Here is a 17,227-nt window from a genome sequence, read left to right as displayed (position 1 = left end):
CACGAACACCCGTAAAGCCTTGCTTATAGCACCGCGTTTTCGGCCTATGCCTTGCGCCCTAAACCGCCAATATGGGCCCAAGATTAAGCCGCCCTTTACGCCGCTCCCAACAAGATGACTGCTAGACAGGATCTTGGTTGTTAAAGCGCTGGCGCCTTTTTGCCGTCGGATTGGCCGCGATTGGCTTGCTGACCGCCGGCCTTCAGGCTGTACGGGCGCGGCTCGCCGCTGATCACGCACTAAGCGAGCTGAAGGCTCAATATGTTCGTCCGCGAGGTTCGCCGCCGGCGCCGGAGGACAACCAATCGACACCGGAGCGCGTGGCGCTCGGACGCCAACTCTTCTTTGACCCGCGTCTCTCCGGCAGCGGCGCCATGTCGTGCGCAACCTGTCATGCGCCGAATCGCGATTGGCAGGACGGCATGGCCACCGCAATCGGCCGTGACGGGCGCATCCTCGCGCGCAGGACACCCACCCTTCTCAACGCGGCCTGGGGCCTCCCTTTCTTCTGGGACGGACGCGCCGATACACTCGAACAGCAAGCGGTGATGCCCATCGAGGCGCCCGGAGAAATGAACCTGCCGCACGCCCAAGCGATCGCCCGCATCGCCGCAATTCAGGGTTACCGCCAAGCTTTTGCGGAATCCTATGGCGATGAAGGCGTCACCATCAACACGATTGGCAAGGCCATCGCCGCCTTTGAACGCACGCTTGTGTCCGGCCAAGCGCCCTTCGATCGTTGGATCGCCGGCGACGAGCGCGCCATTTCCCAGCAAGCACAGCGCGGTTTCATTCTCTTCAACACGCGCGCCGGCTGTTCAACCTGCCATTCTGGATGGCGCTTCACCGATGACGGTTTTCACGACATCGGCGTTGGGCGCGACGATGAAGGCCGGGCGGGCGTGATGCCCGGCATCGAGCAGCTCAGATTCGCCTTCAAGACCCCGACACTGCGCAACATCACCCAGCGCGCACCTTACATGCATGACGGTTCGCTGCAGACCGTTGAGGACGTGATCGATTTCTATGCCACGCGTCCGGTCGATCGCCCAAGTCTCTCGCCCGACCTCGCACGTATCGAGCTCAGCGCCGAAGATCGCGCCGATCTCGTCGCTTTCTTGGGCACGCTCACCAGTGAGGACGCCGCGCACCATCCGCCGACCTTGCCACAATGATGCCCGCCCAAAGGAACCCTGCCATGAAGCTTCAGGTCAAAATCACGCTCGCTGCAATCGCGCTCACTGTGTTGGCGACCGGCTCGGCGCTTGCGATCGTGCGCCACCGCGTCGATCAATCGGGCCTTCGTTTCAGTGTGGCCGCGCTCCGTCTCCAGCGTGGCGACAGCATTGCGTTCACCAACAGCGACCGCAGCTCGCACAACATTCTCGTCCGTGGCGGCGCCATGAATTTCAATGGTGGACTGCAGCGCCCCGGTCAGGCTTTGGAGGTGCCCTTTACGGCATCTGGCCGTTATCAGGTCATATGCGGCATCCATCCTCGCATGCGCCTGGACGTCGAGGTGCAGTAGCGGACGATTGGTTCTGCCGCCAGTGAGAAGCGCAGGCGCGCCCTATTCAACCCAATGCATGGTTGTGGAGGTCTTGGGGATTTGACCGAGCGCGCGACCGATCACCTCGGCGAGCCGCGCCTTGGCCACGGGCTTGAGCACGTATCCTACAGCGCCAGCCTCGATGGCGCGCACAACCATCGCTTCTTGCCCGTGCGAAGTCACCATGATGCAGCGTGCGCGGGGATCGCCAGCCCTGATCGCCTTCAAGGCGTCGACGCCGTCCATGCCCGGCATGGTGATATCCATGGTCACCAAATCCGGCCTCACCAGCGGATAGTCGCGCGCGGCCTCTTCGCCATCCTTGCACACGCGCACGACTTCGTGCCCGAGTTCGGTGACCATGGTTTTCAGCTTTTGAATCATGATGAGCGAGTCATCAACAATCATTACCGTGAGGCTCATCAGGAAACTCCTTCCTGGAAAGTGAAATAGCTCAACTGATCGTCAAACAGGATCTTTGGGCCAACAAAAGCGACGTCGAGCGCACCGTCAGCAAAGGTCAAGGTCAAGGCCGCGATCGTGGATTCGCGGCGGCCCTGGATGGTCCGCGCGCCTGCCATCAAGACCGGTGGCGACAAGGAGATCAACTCGCCGCGTTGGGCCAAGTCGGCTGTGCTATTGCCAATAATGATGTTGACGACATCCGACGCGGTCTCGCGCATATAGAGGTCGGCCTCGTCGGGCGAGAACGAGATTCCGGCCGTGTGTCTCTTGGTAATCGAGCGGATCAACGCCTCATCATAGCTATAGGCGATGTAGAGGCCGGCGGTCGTTCCTACCCCGACAATCGCGGTGACGCTGCGCAACCGCAGCGACTTTTCGTGGTGCAAGCGACAATCAACGCCCGTCGGGCGCAGGCCCAATTCCTCCCGAAAGAACGCGATCGTGCGCTCCGCCACCACTTCCATCACCGCTGCGATCTCGCGATCGAGCGCACTGACTTTGGTCTGGACACTCATACGGCGACCCTCTCAAGTTCGCCGGCATCACACGCGAAGAGTATGAAAAACGAGTTCTGTTTCCCGCGCTTCGGCGAAAAAAGCGTGGATGGCGTGGTTCTTATTTGGGCTCCACGGCACACCACGCTGCCGTTTGACGTGATCGCACTATGGCTAACGGCATAGGCCATCGCGTCCGACAAGTGCGCAGGTCGCCGATCCCAGCGCTCGCGTGCTTGCACGAGCGGACGAATGTGGTGTGCGCTTATGCTCGATGCTAGCTGCTGCCCATTGGGCGACTTGAAGTGCATAGGCCGCCTGGCTAGTTCTCGAGTGCTACAACCCTTCCGTGTGGATTTTAACGCGACCCTAGCAGAGTGCGCGCTTTAATGACGCTTGCGCCTTCAAAAGGAAACGCGCGCATGATGGAAGCAGCGGAAATTGATCGCCTAGCGGCGCGCGTGCGCACCGCGGCGCGAGACGGCGGCCTGATCGAAACGGCGCAAGTCAAGCTGGTGGGGCTCGACGAAGTGCGCCGCGCCGCCGGCGAGCGCTGGCCACGCATGCGGGCGTTCGTGCGCGAAGGCTCGCTCAAGATCATCGCCTCGCATGTCGGCCCACAAGATGCCGTGGTGTCTTGCGGTGACGGGTTTCTCGTCGTCTTCGCCGACGCCGCCAACGCGCAATCGGAGCAGTGTTGCGCTGAAATCCGCGACGCGCTCATCCGCTTCTATCTCGGCGAAGACGCGCTGAAGGCGCTCAGCGCCGATGTCGAGCGGGAGGCGGTCACCGCCGCCCACCTTGCCGGAATTGTGAAAGAACCGCCCCGCGCGGAGCGCGCGGCCAGCGGCATGGAGATTGGGCGTTTTTGGCCTGTCTGGTCCAGCCGGCAGGGCGGCGTCTCGGCCTTCTTCTGCGCGCCGGCGTTCGACGTTGAGGACGCCAGCCCTCGCATGGGCTACAATCGCGACTTCGCCCAGAAGGCCACACATCGCAACGCCGATTTTCTAGATCTGGATCTCTGCCTGTTTGAACAAGCCGTTCGTGCTGCCGAACGGATTGAGGGCGGCATCGTGGGTGTTAGCGTGCATGCAACCACGCTTCAGAGCCGTAAGGCGCGGACGATCTATCTCGATCACGCGGCCGCCAATGCTTCGTCCGCGCGTCAACGCATGTATATCGGCGTCGCCGAAGTCGAACCGGGCACGCCGCTCATCTCGCTGACCGAATGGATCAGCGGGCTCAAACCCACGTTTGAGCGGGTCGCGCTTGAACTTCATCCCAGTGATCGCGCGCTATCAGCTATCGCCTCGACCGGCGCCTGGGCCGCGGGCTACCAAGTCCCCTCGATGCGAGACGCATCCGGCGCGCAAATGCGCGCCGCGCTCGGATCAATCCATTCTTGGTGCCAAACCCTGCGCCGTCAGCGCATCCAGCCCTTCATGCATGGGTTTATAGAACCCGTTTTCTTCGATCTCGCGAATATGAGCGATATAGCCTTCGCCACAGGACCCGGGCTTTGGCCGGCCCAAGCCTCGCTGAAAAGATAACGTCAACTAATGCCGCCAAAGCGGTCGAGCTGTGCTTGGTGTTTCCACCGGCTGTATTCCCTTGCGTTCAGGGGGTGACGCAGGAATTGCTCGAATAGTTCGAGTTTTCGTTGCCGGGGATGTTTTTCGTTGCCGGGGATGTTCTGAGCGACGTCCAAGCCGAAGCCCTCGACCATCAACGACTGCGACAAGTGCGGCAAGGAAGCGACCTTCTACCGGGCCAAGCTGCGCCGCGCCGCCGGGGCGAAATGTGGGGCGAGGACAGGGCAACAGATTTTGCTTTTGTAAGATCATTTACTTACGGATGCGGCTGGCGGAGAGGGAGGGAAACTCATCCTCCGCGCCAAACCCACGCAAATTCAATGGGTTGCTGCGTCTATTTATAGCGGGTTGTAGTGGTTGTTTGTAGTAGGTCGAAAATCTCAGATTTCGACGTTTCTCGGAAGCTTCCGGACCACCTCTGCGAACAGCAGTTCCGAACTAAGCTTGAGCGCCCGAGCGATCGCATAGAACTCGATCAGATCAACCCGCCGGACGCCCTGCTCGATCGATGAAATGAACGGCTGAGGCTTGCCGAGACGTTCAGCCAATTCGACCTGGGTGACGTCCGTTTCTTTGGGCGGCGCACCAGCGCCTTCACGAAGCATAGGCTGGTGTGAACTGCGACTTGGGCATGCCGGCGCCTTCAGGCGGATCAACTACCGGAATAAGCTTCGACGCCCTAAGGATGTGCTAGGTTCCAGCGCGGGATGACAGGGAGCGTTTGGTGGGAAACGCGCTTGGCTTTGCGCTCGGGACGGCGCGTCTTGTCGTCGGCGTCGCGGCGCTTGTAAGCGCAGCGGCGGGAATCGCCATAGTGGTTGAACACGCCTCGCCAGGCCTCGAAACCTTTGCGAATTTTGCGCCCTTCGCATTTGTGATTGCGCTCCTTTCCATCGCCTTGGCATTGTCCGTGCGCGCGTCGCGCGCAATCGTCGCGGCGGCTTTCATCGGCGTGCTCGCTCCGGCATGGCTCGTCGTTCCGGAATTGGTCGCCGCTTTGCACGTGGACTCTCGCCATGCGGCGGACGCACCGCAACTCAAGCTGCTCACCGCAAATGTCTGGAGCATCAACGACAATCCGGCAGCGTTCGAGGCCCTAATCCGGCGCGAGCGCCCAGACATCATTGTGGTGCAGGAGGCATGGGGACGGTGGAAGGCGCTATTGGAGAGGTTGGCGCCCGAGTATCAGATCCACGCCGGTTGCCAATATGACTCTGATTGCAACGTAGTCATTCTGTCCAAGCTCACACCTGTTGACACGATCGCCCCATGGACGGCCGGGATGGCCGCGGTGCGCCTTGAACTGCCTCCGCGCTTCGGCGCGGGATCGATCGAGGTGATGGGTGTGCACCTCAGCCGTTCGACGACCGTTGAGATGGAACGTGCGCAATTGGCCGAGGTCACCGCAATTGCCGGTTCGTTTGGAAGCCGCGCCGTTATCGCCGGCGATTTCAACGCGGCGCCGTGGTCGCGCGCGCTGCGTGACTTAGACGAGGTCATTCCGCTTGAACGGCGCACGCGAGCCCTGTTTTCGTGGCCAACGTCCACGCGTTCCTTCACGCGCTTGCGCCTTCGCGCGCCCCTGCCCGTTGCGCCTATCGATCATATTTACGCCGGCCGCCAATGGCGGCTCATCGAAATCTGCCTCGGACCGAATATTGGCTCGGACCACTATCCGATCGTCGCGACCTTTGTGCCTGCACCCTCCTAGAATTCGGAAAGCAGCCACTCGCGGGTCGATGACTCTTAACCTCAAGTCACTCTCGCGGCATGGGGTGCGGCGCTCGTCGTCTGCAGCGGAAGGCCCACGACTATCGCGACTGTGGGCGCCAAGATTTCGAGCGACAAGATGAGCCACATTGGTTCTTTGTTCGTTCGCCAAGAGGCCCTTTGCTTCCGCGTTTCGCCGATTAGGAGATCTAACCCCCCGCGACCAAACATTTGTTGCAATTGGTTAATCCGCTTCTAAATTGTCCGCGCAGGGGGACAGAATGACCTGGAGCAACGACCGAGGGCCGCTCGGTTTGCTGGTGTTGGCGTCGTGCGCGGCCGCGGTCGAAGCACCGGCGAGCGCCGAAACACCGCCAACACCGCTTGGTGGCTGTGATGCCGGAACCGTGGCGACGTCTTGGGATGCCGTCGGCGCGTGTTCGTCGCTGATAGCCACTTTATCGACCGCCGCGCCAACTTCCGTTTCGGTCGCCTTCCATAATCGCGGACGCGCTTATTACGAACTCGGTGACTACGACAATGCGGTCGAGGATTTTGACGAAGCCATCCGTCTCAATCCGTTGTGCGCCCAAGCCTACAACGATCGCGGAACGGCCTATTACCGGAAGCACGAATTGGATCGCGCCATCTCCGACTACGATGTCGCCGTTCAACTCGGTCAGCGAGATCCGCGAACGTTCCTCAATCGCGGCTTGGCTCGGCAGGGCCGAGGCGAGTTAGTCCCGGCGATCGCCGACTACGGCCGTGCGATCGAGCTCAACCCCACTGACGCGATCGCTTACCGTGCACGCGCGCGCGCCTACGTGCAGCAAGGATCGCTGGAGCGCGCGATCGCCGACTATGATCAGGCGACGCGCCTTTATCCGAACGAAGCGTCAATTTTTGTCGAACGCGCGCACGCCCGTTTCAACCAACACAATTTCGAAGCCGCCATTGACGATTTCGACCAAGCGCTTCGCCTGCATCCCGCGGATTTGAATACCCTCTACAGCCGGGGCATTTCCTTTCATCGGGCAGGCGACCTTGACCGCGCCATCGCTGACTACGATGGCGTCATCGCAATCGACCCCGATTACGTTGCCGCGCACCGTAGCCGTGGCATTGCTCGCCATCAGGCAAACAATTACGAGCAAGCGGTTGCGGACTACACCGCCGTTTTATCGTGGGAAGATCGAGACCCCGAGACGTTTCGAAACCGCGCTCGCGCCTTGCTCGAGTTGGGCCAATATGAGCGCGCGATTGCCGATTTTGAGCAAGCACGAGCCTTTTCGCCGCAAACGTCAGCTTCGCTTACTCAAGAACTCGCGGATGCCCGCACACGACAGCGCCGCGACTTGTCGGCAGCTACATATCTCGCAACGACTTCCCCTGAGGGCGACGACCAAAGCAGCGCCAGCTCCGGCGAGGATTTTCCCGTGGTCCGCACAACCGCCGAGTTGACCAACGACCCGCCCTCAGAGGTCGTCAACAACGAGACCCTTTGGGCGCCAACTGCAGCATCGTCGAACGACCAAGGCGAAATCGCCCGCGCGCCTGGCAGCGACGCTTACTCGGGCCTCCTTTGGACACCGGCTTCAGCGGCATCGAACCATCAGGGAAGACCCGCGCGATCGGCAATCAACGTCGCTACGAACAAGAGCGACAGACCCAGCCCCGACACCGTTGCCGCCCCGCGGCGAGGTGCGTTCCGCACGGTGTTGCGCATCTTGTTTGGATAATCTCCCGACTCTGAACTATCACATGCCCACATCGGGGGACACCAGAGAGCGGCGCCCCCTATTGGCGCGTCGTCAATGCAAACTCCTCGGTCGAGCAAGAGTCTGCGCAGCCCGATCAAGGCGATAGCGAACCCGCCTCGCGCGGTCCGCATCGCGACCACCGCCCGTCAAGATGGGCCAGAGAAGGTTCGAAGACGCGAGCACCACGACCTTCGTCCGCTCCCGTTCAGCGTCAGACATCTGACCGCTTTCGCGTTGCACGGCGCGAGCCAAGGCGAGGCCGGTCTCAAGCTCTACATCGTGTCGCCCCGACCGCTCGCCCACCTGCATCCGCAACCACAACAACTCGATTGTGGGGTGGGCCGTATTTGCAACGTCAATAATCTCGATCGCCTCAGCGCTGAGGGCCGCACTATTTGTTTCATTTAACATCCGGATGCGCCATTCAGCCCGCACACGAGCCGCCGTCGAGGCCCAAGGAGCCGTTGCAGCAACCCCCGAGAGCGTCGATTCCAGGGACGCGACGCCGTCCCAATCACCGCTGTTGGCAAGATGCACGGCGTTCACAACCGCGCGCGGTTCTGATGACAATAGCGATGTCCCGGTCGGGATCGATGCTGCGTTCAACGCCGGTCTCATGGTCTCGAACCGCAACAGATCGCTAGTGGGAGTTTGTCTCAACCCTTGCGACAAGAGGCCATCGGCGCTCTCCGATCGCGCTGACCTCGCCACAGCTGCCCGTATCCAAATCCCCTGATCCGGGGTCGCTTCAGCGGCAAGCAACGTCGCCAGGTCGCCCACACTTCGGTCGTGCGAGTTAAGGTTCAAAAGGCGCTGCACTATGTAGTTTGTCGCCAACGGCTCGCCTCTCGCCCGATAGGCGCCCACCAATCTCGGCAAAACGTTTTGGGGCAATAAAATAGCACCGGCAGTGCTTGCTGTCAGCGGCTCGCCGCGCTCCAGCACATCACTGGTGGCGAAGAGATTGTGGTCATCGGTGACGGGTCGTTGACCGGCGGCAAATGCTCTCGCCGCATTTGAGTCCAGCACCAGGGCGCTGGCGACATCCTCGCGTGCAAGCATTCCTGCCGCACGAAATGCCGACGAGCTGGTCGTGGCGGTCCACCCAGCCTCTGGATCGATCGAAGCTTGCGATCCCATCAGCAGAATTGTGCGCTCCGACGGCCGATAGACCCTCACGTGCGCGAACACCGAGCTGGCAGTCGCTACAATCGCGCGCAGTAGAGTTTCATCCAGATAGTCGGTCCCGATCCATTGCACGAAGACCCCATCCCGCGTGAGGTGGGCCTTTGCAAGGTCGAGAAATTCTCGGGTGTAGAGGTGCGATGCGCCCGCGGTCCACGGATGCGATGGCTGGGAGATGATCACATCATACTGTCTTGATGTCAGCGAGAGAGCGCCGCGCGCATCGTTTTCAATGAGTGATATCCTTGGGTCGGAAAGTGGGTCGAAGGCTCGTCGCGCAGATGCAAACCGATTGGCGGCAATAACCTGCGGCTCCAATTCAATGATGTCGATCGACGTAATGGAACCGGGCGCGTACATCACCGTGCGCCCGCTACCCAGCCCGACAATTAGCAACGACCGCGCCTGCGGTCGCGCTAACGCGGCCAACGGCGCCATCCATGTTTCACCAAGGTGATAGGGCGGCGCGCCGGGACGATCGATGAACGCTTCGGGCAAACCGTTTGTGCGAAGGTAATACCCGTCATCCCGCTCAAGCAGCAAAACATCTGCACTGCGCCCCACCCCATAAAAGACCACGCCACCTCCGCTCGAACCGATGAGAGGAGAAATCGAGACCAGCTCAGTTGGCGGCGGGGGTCGAAACCACAGGCACAACGCCAGCGCGCCGGCCATGAGCGCGCTTGCCGTTATGCGACGGTTCGAGAAGACAAATAGCGCTCCAACGGCCGCCAGAACAGAACTGCCAAACACCGCCAATTGAATGGCGCCTTCATAGCGAACGGCTGGAATAATGACGAAGGCGCCGAGCGTCGCGCCGATAACGCAACCGATAGTATTCCAGGAATACACCTGCGCGCTGCGTTGAGCGGTCTCCTCGGGCGCGCCAGTCACGGCGCGAACGGCGAGAGGAAACGTAACTCCGATCGCAAGCGCGAGCGGAAACATGACCTTGAAACAATATCGAAGTCGCGACGCCTCCGACGTCATATCGGGGAGCGAGCCAGCAATTGTCCGCCATGCAAGAATGGCGCACACCGCGACTGCGAGTTGCGCAATGGTCAAGGCCAATATTGCAGACTCTCGTCGACGCGCCAGCAATCCTCCGCACAAGCCGCCGATTGCGATGCCAGCGAGGAACGTCGCCAGCATTACGCCAAACGATCGAATGCTGCCGCCCATGACGTGCGACAACAGCCTTGTCCACAGCACTTCATGCAGGAAAGAGACAACACCCGAACCCAGCATCACCAACAGCAGCGCATACACTCTGAACGAGGTGTCCGCGGCTGCCCCCGTAGCTAAGCCGTCGTTTGTCTTATCACGCTCTTTACGCCACGCGTTCGCCAAAGTGAGCGCAACGACGCCTGCGACCAAATTCAGACCGGCGGCAAACCACGTTGACCGCGAGACGCCAAGGAGGGGCAAAAGCACGAAAGCGCTTGCAAGCGCACCGACGACCGCACCAAGCGTATTCAGCGCATAGAGCACGCCGGTCCGAACTCCGACGTGACGATCCTCCAGCACCGAAAAGCGCAAAAGAATGGGCAACGTCGCCCCCATCAGCGCCGCCGGCGCGCCAATGATCAAAAGCGCGCCAATAAAAAAAGTGATTGCTGCTTGAGTGTCAACGCCGTTGGGGGGCGCTGTCTGATTGCCAAGCAATACAATAACGCCGGCATTCAATAGCCAAATCAGGCCAGGCACAAAAACGACAGCAAAAATCGCGATCCCGAATTCGAGCGCGGCGTAAACATGTAATGGTCTGCGTACTCTCCGCTCGAAATGTCCGGCAGCGAACGCACCGAGCGCCAATCCACCCATAAAGGCGGCAAGCACTGCCGCGATTGCCAGTTCCGAAGTGCCGAGCACAACCGCGAACTGCCTTGCCCACGCGACTTGGAAGATGAGCGCAGACGCGCCACTCAGCGTGAAGCAAAGGGCGACGAGTGCGAACATCGTGTTCGAAGGCGCACTGTGCCGCGCGAGTGATGCCTTGGCGCCGCTCACGCGCTACCCCTGCCCGAAACCCTCTGCAGCTTGAAAAGCTGAGACAGCCGAGTCAATGCTCGTCTGTTTTTGCGATGTCATCACGCAATTCGTATGGCGCAACGAACGCGATATAGGTCCACCATAGTCGGAAGGATCGGCGCTTGCTTGCAGTCACGACGCCCGAGATTGTCCGCTGGGTGAGGTCGATCGAGATCTCGCCGATCGCGCGAGCGCCAACCTCAACATCCGTTAGCGAGGTTGCAGCTCCATCCGACGCCAACCGACCTCAGTTCGACGCGACTTGGGATAGGCCGCGTCGCACACCCCAAACACACCTCCCTAGGTTGCTGCGCTGAGTACTCTTGCTTAGAAGCAATCTGGCTGGATTAGGACGCAACAGACTGCGATCCACACAACCTGGGGGCGAGTTAGCGCACCCGGCGTGCGGTAGCGTGTCGGAAAAGGCGCAATCCCTCTCGCTAAAAGGGATTTTTTGGTTTGCAGTCTTCCTTTCTGGCTGGTTATAATTAACAGTTGTAACTGCGTACGTAATCTAGAGATCTTCTAAGGGGTGGCGTTATGGTGGAACCTGAAGACCGTCGTGAGTTTCTAAAGACCGCCGGCAAATTTGCGATAATTGTGCCGCCCGCCATGACTTTCCTACTGTCCACGACGTTGAGTTCGCCTGCGATCGCCCAATCCGGTGGCGGCGGCAGCTGCAACTCCGGCAACGGCAACGGCCCAGAATTCGACGAAAATGGCAACGAATGCGATCCGGGTAATTCCGGCGATAACAACATGGATAACACCATGGAGAACATGGGTTAGGTCGGCGATTTTCGTTGTTGTGAGTATTGATGGACCAGTCGGACCTTCCGCTTAGCTGGAGGTTTACAAGGTCGCCTAGATTGCGCGCCGTGCCCGTTGGATCGAGCACGGCGTTATTCTGTGAGCGCACCCAAGCCTTATTCGAACTCAACAGCACCGCACGACTTATCTGGGACGAACTTGCTGCCGGTTTTGACCTGAAGTCCGCGGTCCAGCGCCTTGAAGGTATCGGCGCATCGCGACGAGATGCGGAGGCAATCGTAACGCCTCTCTTGGACCAATGGCTGCGCCTTGGTCACCTTGTCCCCCAAGAGATCATGGCCGAGTACTCCGACTCGTGTCCGACCTCGATAGCTCTGCGAATAGGACCGCTTGCAGCCGAGCTCTGCTTCGTCGGCGATGCTGATCTGCAATCTGCCGAAGCGGCGTTTGGACACTTTGCGCACGACAACGCGACGCCTCACGAGCGGATTGGCATCGTCGGACGCAAAGGCACTGATTACCTCTTCGTTGGTGATGCGCCGGTGGGGATGGCGCCACGGACTCAAACAATACCCCGCTTGAAGGCGCTGCTTACCGAAGCCTATTGCGCCTCTGTCCACGGAGGCTTCTTGGCCCACGCGGCACTGGTCTCGCTCAAAGGCAAGCGCGTGTTGCTAAGCGGCGCGCCCGGCGCTGGAAAGACCACGTTGACCTTGGCTTTGGCCGCAAGCGGTTTTGCCTATGGAGGTGACGACATCGTTCAGATCGAGGCCGATGGAACTGCTTCAGGCATTTCTTTCGCCGCTGCCGCGAAGTCTGACGCTTGGCGGTTGCTTGGTAACTACGTCACTGGTCTCGAGGACCTTCCTATTTACGAACGCAACGACGGAAAACGAACGCGCTACGTCGTGCCAGTTGATTTGGACAATGAAGGCCCCCAGCCAATCGACGTGGTGTTGCTGCTCCATCGTACTCAGGGCGTCGATGCGCGCCTTGACCGCTTGACCCCGCTTCAGGCACTGCGCGTCCTTCTTGAGAGCGGCTACTCAACGCGCCACTCTGTCAGTGCCCAAACAATCGAAGGGCTGGCCACCAACCTCAGCAACGCCACGTGCGCACGGTTTGTCTATGACGGCCTTGCTGACGCTGTCGCTCTAATAAAAAAAGTCGTGCATGAATAGAAGGCGAGCGCTCTCGCAGCTTTCAACGTGCCTTCGTGGTCAAGTTCCTTCGAACGCCGACTGGACCGCAATCTTGTCAATGGCCAACGACGCCTTGATCACGTCAGAACTCTACCCACTCCTGGCGACGTCGAAGCAAGAGCTTCCAGAGGAGGTGAGAACGTTTCTCGCTGAAGTGTACAGGAGAAACCTCAAGCGCAACGTCAGTCTGTTCGGGACCTTGAAGGATGCGCTGGCGGCGCTCAACGCGGTTGGGATTGAGCCGGTTCTTTTAAAAGGTTGTGCTACGTGGTGCGCATGCGACGGCGCGATCCTTGAGCCTAACGGCGATCGAATGGTCTTGGATCTAGATCTGCTTGTGTTGCCATCAGAAGGACGACGCGCAAGAGACGCTTTGATGCGATCTGGGTTTCTTCTGCTCGAAGATCACGAGACCGACGAAGACCACGCAATCGCAGTTCTTGGACGCGAGCAAGACGCAGGCTCTATCGATTTGCATGACCGGCCGCCCTGTCCGGTTGGAATTGCGGAAGTCGACAATTTGCATGCCCACTGCCAACCGGTCAGCGTCGGCGATTTTAGAGCAAAACTCCCGCGTTCAGAATTGCAGATTTTGGTCACAAGCCTGCATGACCAGATAATCGACGGCGATTTTTGGATGGGCAATTTCCACCTGCGCCATTTGATCGATATCGCCAAGCTAACAAGGGCCGCGGCAAGAATTGATTGGTCGTTCCTTGCGACCGCCTGCCCAACGCCATTCCTGCTCGACGTTGTCGAGATCCAACTCGCAGCAGCGACGCGCATTGCAGCAGCTGAGACACCAAATCACGTCGGTTCGCGCATGTGGATCAAGGCACAGTATTTTCGCATCAGGCTTCAATATACTGATCCTATGATAAACGTGCCCTTGCGTTGGCTCGGTCGCATTGTCAGGTGGCGCCATCTACCTTCCCGAACTCGGGTCGTTGGCGTGCGGACATCCGCATGACGGCGTCAGCACGGGGCGCGACGCCAACCGTTCCGTGTCGAATAGCCTGCAGGTCTGTATCAACCAGAGTCATACCCGTAGCGCCGAAAGCTGAGCATTGATCACAATGGACCATCATTTACTTTCCCGAATCCAGAGTCGCGACTTCGTCGTGGGCATCATTGGAATGGGATACGTGGGCCTGCCGCTTGCGGTCGCCTTCGGCGCCGCGAATTTCAAGGTGCTTGCTTTTGATATAGATGACGAGAAGACGACAGCGCTCAACGAAGGCCGAAGCTACATAAATCACATAGGCAATGAGCGAATTGCCGAAATGCGAAAGCACGGTCGGTTCGAGGCTACTTCTCACTTTGAACGGCTGGACGAGCCGGACGCGCTGCTAATATGCGTTCCAACGCCCCTCACCCGCCACCATGAGCCTGACCTCAGGTATGTGGTAGATACGACCGAGGCCATCGCATCTCGATTGCGACCAAACCAAATCGTAATCTTGGAGTCGACGACCTACCCTGGAACTACGTTAGAGGTCATGAAGCCTCTGCTGGAAAGAAAAGGACTCCGCGCCGGTGTCGACTTCTTCATTGCGTATTCTCCCGAGCGCGAAGATCCCGGAAACATCGACCATTCGACCGCACGTATTCCGAAGGTGGTTGGCGCCGACGACGAACGTTCGCTTGCTATTGCCCTTGAGCTCTACGGGACCGTCGTTCCAAAAACGGTCCCCGTCAGCTCCACGGCCACTGCCGAAGCTGTCAAGATCACCGAAAATGTCTTTCGAGCAGTCAACATCGCGCTTGTGAACGAACTCAAGGTGGTCTTTGACGCGATGGGTATCGACATTTGGGAAGTGATCGAGGCCGCAAAGACAAAGCCATTCGGATATATGCCCTTCTATCCGGGACCTGGTCTGGGCGGTCACTGCATTCCAATCGATCCGTTCTATCTGACCTGGAAGGCGCGGGAATATAATCAGCATACGCGTTTCATTGAGCTCGCAGGACAAATCAACTCGGACATGCCCTGGCACGTCGTGCGCGTCTTGTCCGATGCATTGGACGCTCGGTTCAGCAAGGGCCTCAACGGGGCACGCGTCCTTATCTTGGGTCTCGCATACAAGAAGAATGTCGATGACACGCGCGAAAGCCCGGCACTACGGCTCATAGATCTGCTCGAAGCGCGCGGGTGCTCGACTGACTACTTCGATCCCCATGCTCCAGAAATACCGAAGGTGCGCGAATATCCTGCTCTCGTCGGACGCAAATCCGTCGCGTGGGACCCTGCCCAACTAGCCAGTTACGATGCAGCATTGATCGCCACCGATCACGACGGTGTGGATTACAAACTGTTAGCCGATGTCGCCAAACTTGTGATCGATACCCGTAACGCCTGTGCGCGAGCGGGCGCGAACATGGCTCGCGTCGTTCGGGCCTGAACTAAGATATGCGAACTTGATCGCACCACAGCGAGTCGGCGTAGTTTCGCGCAGGTCCATACGCAGGCTCTAGTGAGCGGCGGCATCAACGTTCGGATGATGAAATGTGCGGGATAAATGGCATTTTCGCCTACAATAGGTCCGCGGGACCTCCGCACGAGACTGAACTCGTCGCAACGCGCGACTACATGCGTGCCCGGGGACCGGACGGCGTGGGAGAATGGTGGAGCGACGATACAAGACTTTGCCTCGGCCACAGGCGGCTTTCGATCATCGATTTGTCCGAGCGCGCGCTTCAGCCGATGGAAAGCAGTGACGGTCGCTTCGTCATCGTCTTCAACGGTGAGATTTATAACCACCCAGATCTGCGCATTGATCTGGAGTCGTCGGGTGTCAGGTTCAAGACAACCTCTGACACCGAGACACTTCTTCACCTCTACGAACGCCATGGCGCAGATATGGTGCATCGTTTGCGAGGCATGTTCGCGTTTGCCATTTGGGATACGACCGAGCGCAGCCTTTTCCTCGCGAGAGATCCATATGGCATCAAGCCGCTCTACACGGCGAATGATGGTTGGAGTTTCCGCTTCGCAAGTCAGGTAAAGGCACTGCTCGCCGGCGGCAAGGTCAGCCGCGATCCGGAGCCCGCCGGCATTGTCGGGTTTCACCTCTGGGGCAGCGTCCCTGAACCGTTCACCCTCTACCGCGACATCCGTGCGCTGCCGGCTGGGCACACCCAGTACATCGACGCGGCGGGGCCACGCGAGCCTAAGGCATATACATCGATCGCCCAACTGCTAGCGGAGGGGGCGAGTAATCCTGCTCCGGCAGGCGAAGCCATAAATCGAATTGCGGTCGCGACACTCGACAGCGTGAGGGCACACCTGCTGGCGGATGTTGAAGTTGGAGTTTTCCTATCCGCCGGAGTCGATTCTGGTGCGCTTCTTGGCCTGATGCGCGATGCCGGGCAGAACGAGATACGTGCAGTCACTTTGGCGTTTGAGGAATTCAGCGGAGGCACGGAAGACGAGGTGCCGTTGGCTCGTGACGTTGCAAAACTCTACCAAGCTGAACACATTGTGCGAGTAGTGTCGCACCAAGAGTTCAAGAGCGACCTCCCCGCCATCCTTCAGGCGATGGACCAACCGTCGATCGATGGAATCAACACCTGGTTCGTCGCCAAAGCTGCTCGAGAGGTCGGCTTGAAGGTTGCGCTCTCGGGACTCGGCGGTGACGAAATATTTGCAGGGTATCCAAGCTTCCGCGACCTTCCACGCTGGGTGAATTTATTTGCGCTGCCGGCCAAGATCCCAGGAGCCGGCATCGCCACTCGCGCCTTGTTGGGATTTCTTGGGGTCGCAAAACAATCGCCGAAAGCGGTCGCAATGCTTGAATATGGCGGCACATACTCCGGAGCGTATCTGTTGCGCAGGGGACTTTTTCTCCCCTTCGACTTGAAGACCGTTCTCGATCCCGAATTGGTGCGCCACGGCCTACGCCGACTCGCACCAATTCGCCGACTCAAACAAAGCATGCATCCAGATCCAAAAGAACCAATCTCGCGCGTTGCCGCACTCGAGAGCGCGAATTACATGCGCAACCAGTTGTTGCGAGATGCCGATTGGGCGGGCATGGCTCATTCCCTTGAAATACGCGTACCTCTCGTCGATTCTGAATTGCTGCGTTCAATTGCCCCGGTGATTTCACGCTTCAAGCCCGGGGTCGGCAAGCGCGCTCTCGCCAGGGCGCCATCAACGCCACTGCCCGTATCCGTCACGGACCGACCAAAGAGTGGCTTTGGCGTGCCGATCGGCGGGTGGATCGACCATTCGGCGCACGCGATTGCGCAGAGTAAGGGCGCCGCATCGCGCGCATGGGCCTGCGAAGTCTGGGCACGCTCTTCTTCAAGCGACGAAACACCCGCTGCGTTGCCTAGCTAGTTATGAAAGTGCTGTGTTTAGTCACTGATGCGTATGGCGGCCGTGGCGGCATCGCCCAAGCCTGCCGCGATGTGATCGACGCGATATGCGCGCTCGACTACGTCAAGCAAATCGACATTCTACCGA

15 protein-coding genes are annotated in these 17,227 nt (G+C 59.4%); 10 read left to right on the top strand and 5 right to left on the bottom strand.

Annotated features, from left to right (window positions below; all coding sequences use genetic code 11):
• The first annotated feature begins 137 nt into the window (after nucleotides 1-137).
• Both DSM104635_RS01120 and DSM104635_RS01115 read left to right on the top strand, forming a co-directional pair.
• Entirely contained in the window at nucleotides 138-1,175 is a 1,038-nt protein-coding gene (locus tag DSM104635_RS01120; RefSeq protein WP_228445792.1) for a cytochrome-c peroxidase, read from the top strand.
• 23 nt (nucleotides 1,176-1,198) lie between these two features.
• On the top strand, nucleotides 1,199-1,528 hold the full coding sequence (locus tag DSM104635_RS01115; protein ID WP_158764422.1) for a cupredoxin domain-containing protein: 330 nt from the start codon (nucleotides 1,199-1,201) through the stop codon (nucleotides 1,526-1,528).
• Between the two features lie 42 nt (nucleotides 1,529-1,570).
• Here DSM104635_RS01115 and DSM104635_RS01110 read toward each other — a convergent pair whose 3' ends face one another.
• Both DSM104635_RS01110 and DSM104635_RS01105 read right to left on the bottom strand, forming a co-directional pair.
• On the bottom strand, nucleotides 1,571-1,972 hold the full coding sequence (locus tag DSM104635_RS01110; RefSeq protein ID WP_228445791.1) for a response regulator: 402 nt from the start codon (nucleotides 1,970-1,972) through the stop codon (nucleotides 1,571-1,573).
• The gene (locus DSM104635_RS01105) at nucleotides 1,972-2,529 is read right to left on the bottom strand and encodes a chemotaxis protein CheX (protein ID WP_158764421.1); all 558 of its coding nucleotides are present in this window, start codon (nucleotides 2,527-2,529) and stop codon (nucleotides 1,972-1,974) included. Before DSM104635_RS01105 ends, DSM104635_RS01110 begins: the two co-directional genes overlap by 1 nt.
• Nucleotides 2,530-2,930: 401 nt before the next feature.
• Between DSM104635_RS01105 and DSM104635_RS01100 the strand changes: the two genes are divergently transcribed.
• Nucleotides 2,931-4,058 (top strand): hypothetical protein, encoded by a 1,128-nt coding sequence (locus DSM104635_RS01100; protein ID WP_158764420.1) that lies wholly within the window; start codon nucleotides 2,931-2,933, stop codon nucleotides 4,056-4,058.
• Nucleotides 4,059-4,060: 2 nt separating this feature from the next.
• Here DSM104635_RS01100 and DSM104635_RS01095 read toward each other — a convergent pair whose 3' ends face one another.
• Both DSM104635_RS01095 and DSM104635_RS01090 read right to left on the bottom strand, forming a co-directional pair.
• Complete coding sequence (locus DSM104635_RS01095; protein ID WP_158764419.1) at nucleotides 4,061-4,234, bottom strand: hypothetical protein; 174 nt, start codon at nucleotides 4,232-4,234, stop codon at nucleotides 4,061-4,063.
• A 246-nt stretch (nucleotides 4,235-4,480) separates the two neighbouring features.
• Nucleotides 4,481-4,705, bottom strand: a complete 225-nt coding sequence (locus DSM104635_RS01090) for a helix-turn-helix domain-containing protein (protein WP_158764418.1) — start codon at nucleotides 4,703-4,705, stop codon at nucleotides 4,481-4,483.
• A 119-nt stretch (nucleotides 4,706-4,824) separates the two neighbouring features.
• Here DSM104635_RS01090 and DSM104635_RS01085 point away from each other — a divergent pair, with 119 nt between their 5' ends.
• Nucleotides 4,825-5,811, top strand: a complete 987-nt coding sequence (locus DSM104635_RS01085; RefSeq protein ID WP_158764417.1) for an endonuclease/exonuclease/phosphatase family protein — start codon at nucleotides 4,825-4,827, stop codon at nucleotides 5,809-5,811.
• A gap of 280 nt (nucleotides 5,812-6,091) precedes the next feature.
• Complete coding sequence (locus DSM104635_RS01080; protein WP_158764416.1) at nucleotides 6,092-7,549, top strand: tetratricopeptide repeat protein; 1,458 nt, start codon at nucleotides 6,092-6,094, stop codon at nucleotides 7,547-7,549.
• Between the two features lie 72 nt (nucleotides 7,550-7,621).
• On the opposite strand, the gene DSM104635_RS01075 is transcribed toward DSM104635_RS01080, so the two are convergent.
• Nucleotides 7,622-10,765 carry a fused MFS/spermidine synthase gene (locus tag DSM104635_RS01075; protein ID WP_158764415.1) on the bottom strand — a complete coding sequence of 1,048 codons (3,144 nt, stop codon included), beginning with the start codon at nucleotides 10,763-10,765 and terminating at the stop codon, nucleotides 7,622-7,624.
• A gap of 561 nt (nucleotides 10,766-11,326) precedes the next feature.
• On the opposite strand from DSM104635_RS01075, the gene DSM104635_RS01070 reads away from it, so the two are divergent.
• From DSM104635_RS01070 to asnB, 5 genes are all read left to right on the top strand, one after another.
• On the top strand, nucleotides 11,327-11,575 hold the full coding sequence (locus DSM104635_RS01070) for a hypothetical protein (RefSeq protein WP_158764414.1): 249 nt from the start codon (nucleotides 11,327-11,329) through the stop codon (nucleotides 11,573-11,575).
• Nucleotides 11,576-11,655: 80 nt separating this feature from the next.
• A complete protein-coding gene (locus DSM104635_RS01065) occupies nucleotides 11,656-12,738 on the top strand; it encodes a hypothetical protein (RefSeq protein ID WP_158764413.1) in 1,083 nt (360 codons plus the stop codon).
• Nucleotides 12,731-13,729 carry a nucleotidyltransferase family protein gene (locus tag DSM104635_RS01060; RefSeq protein ID WP_228445790.1) on the top strand — a complete coding sequence of 333 codons (999 nt, stop codon included), beginning with the start codon at nucleotides 12,731-12,733 and terminating at the stop codon, nucleotides 13,727-13,729. The genes DSM104635_RS01065 and DSM104635_RS01060 overlap by 8 nt, the downstream gene beginning before the upstream one ends.
• A gap of 106 nt (nucleotides 13,730-13,835) precedes the next feature.
• Complete coding sequence (locus tag DSM104635_RS01055) at nucleotides 13,836-15,161, top strand: nucleotide sugar dehydrogenase (RefSeq protein WP_158764411.1); 1,326 nt, start codon at nucleotides 13,836-13,838, stop codon at nucleotides 15,159-15,161.
• A 104-nt stretch (nucleotides 15,162-15,265) separates the two neighbouring features.
• Nucleotides 15,266-17,101, top strand: coding sequence for an asparagine synthase (glutamine-hydrolyzing) (gene asnB / locus DSM104635_RS01050; RefSeq protein WP_158764410.1), 1,836 nt, complete (start codon nucleotides 15,266-15,268; stop codon nucleotides 17,099-17,101).
• Nucleotides 17,102-17,227 lie beyond the last annotated feature (126 nt).

It is taken from the genome of Terricaulis silvestris (assembly GCF_009792355.1).
In the GTDB taxonomy this organism is placed as follows: domain Bacteria; phylum Pseudomonadota; class Alphaproteobacteria; order Caulobacterales; family Aquidulcibacteraceae; genus Vitreimonas; species Vitreimonas silvestris.
Note: the sequence above shows the minus strand (reverse complement) of the source record. Positions and strands in the feature narration are given on the sequence as shown.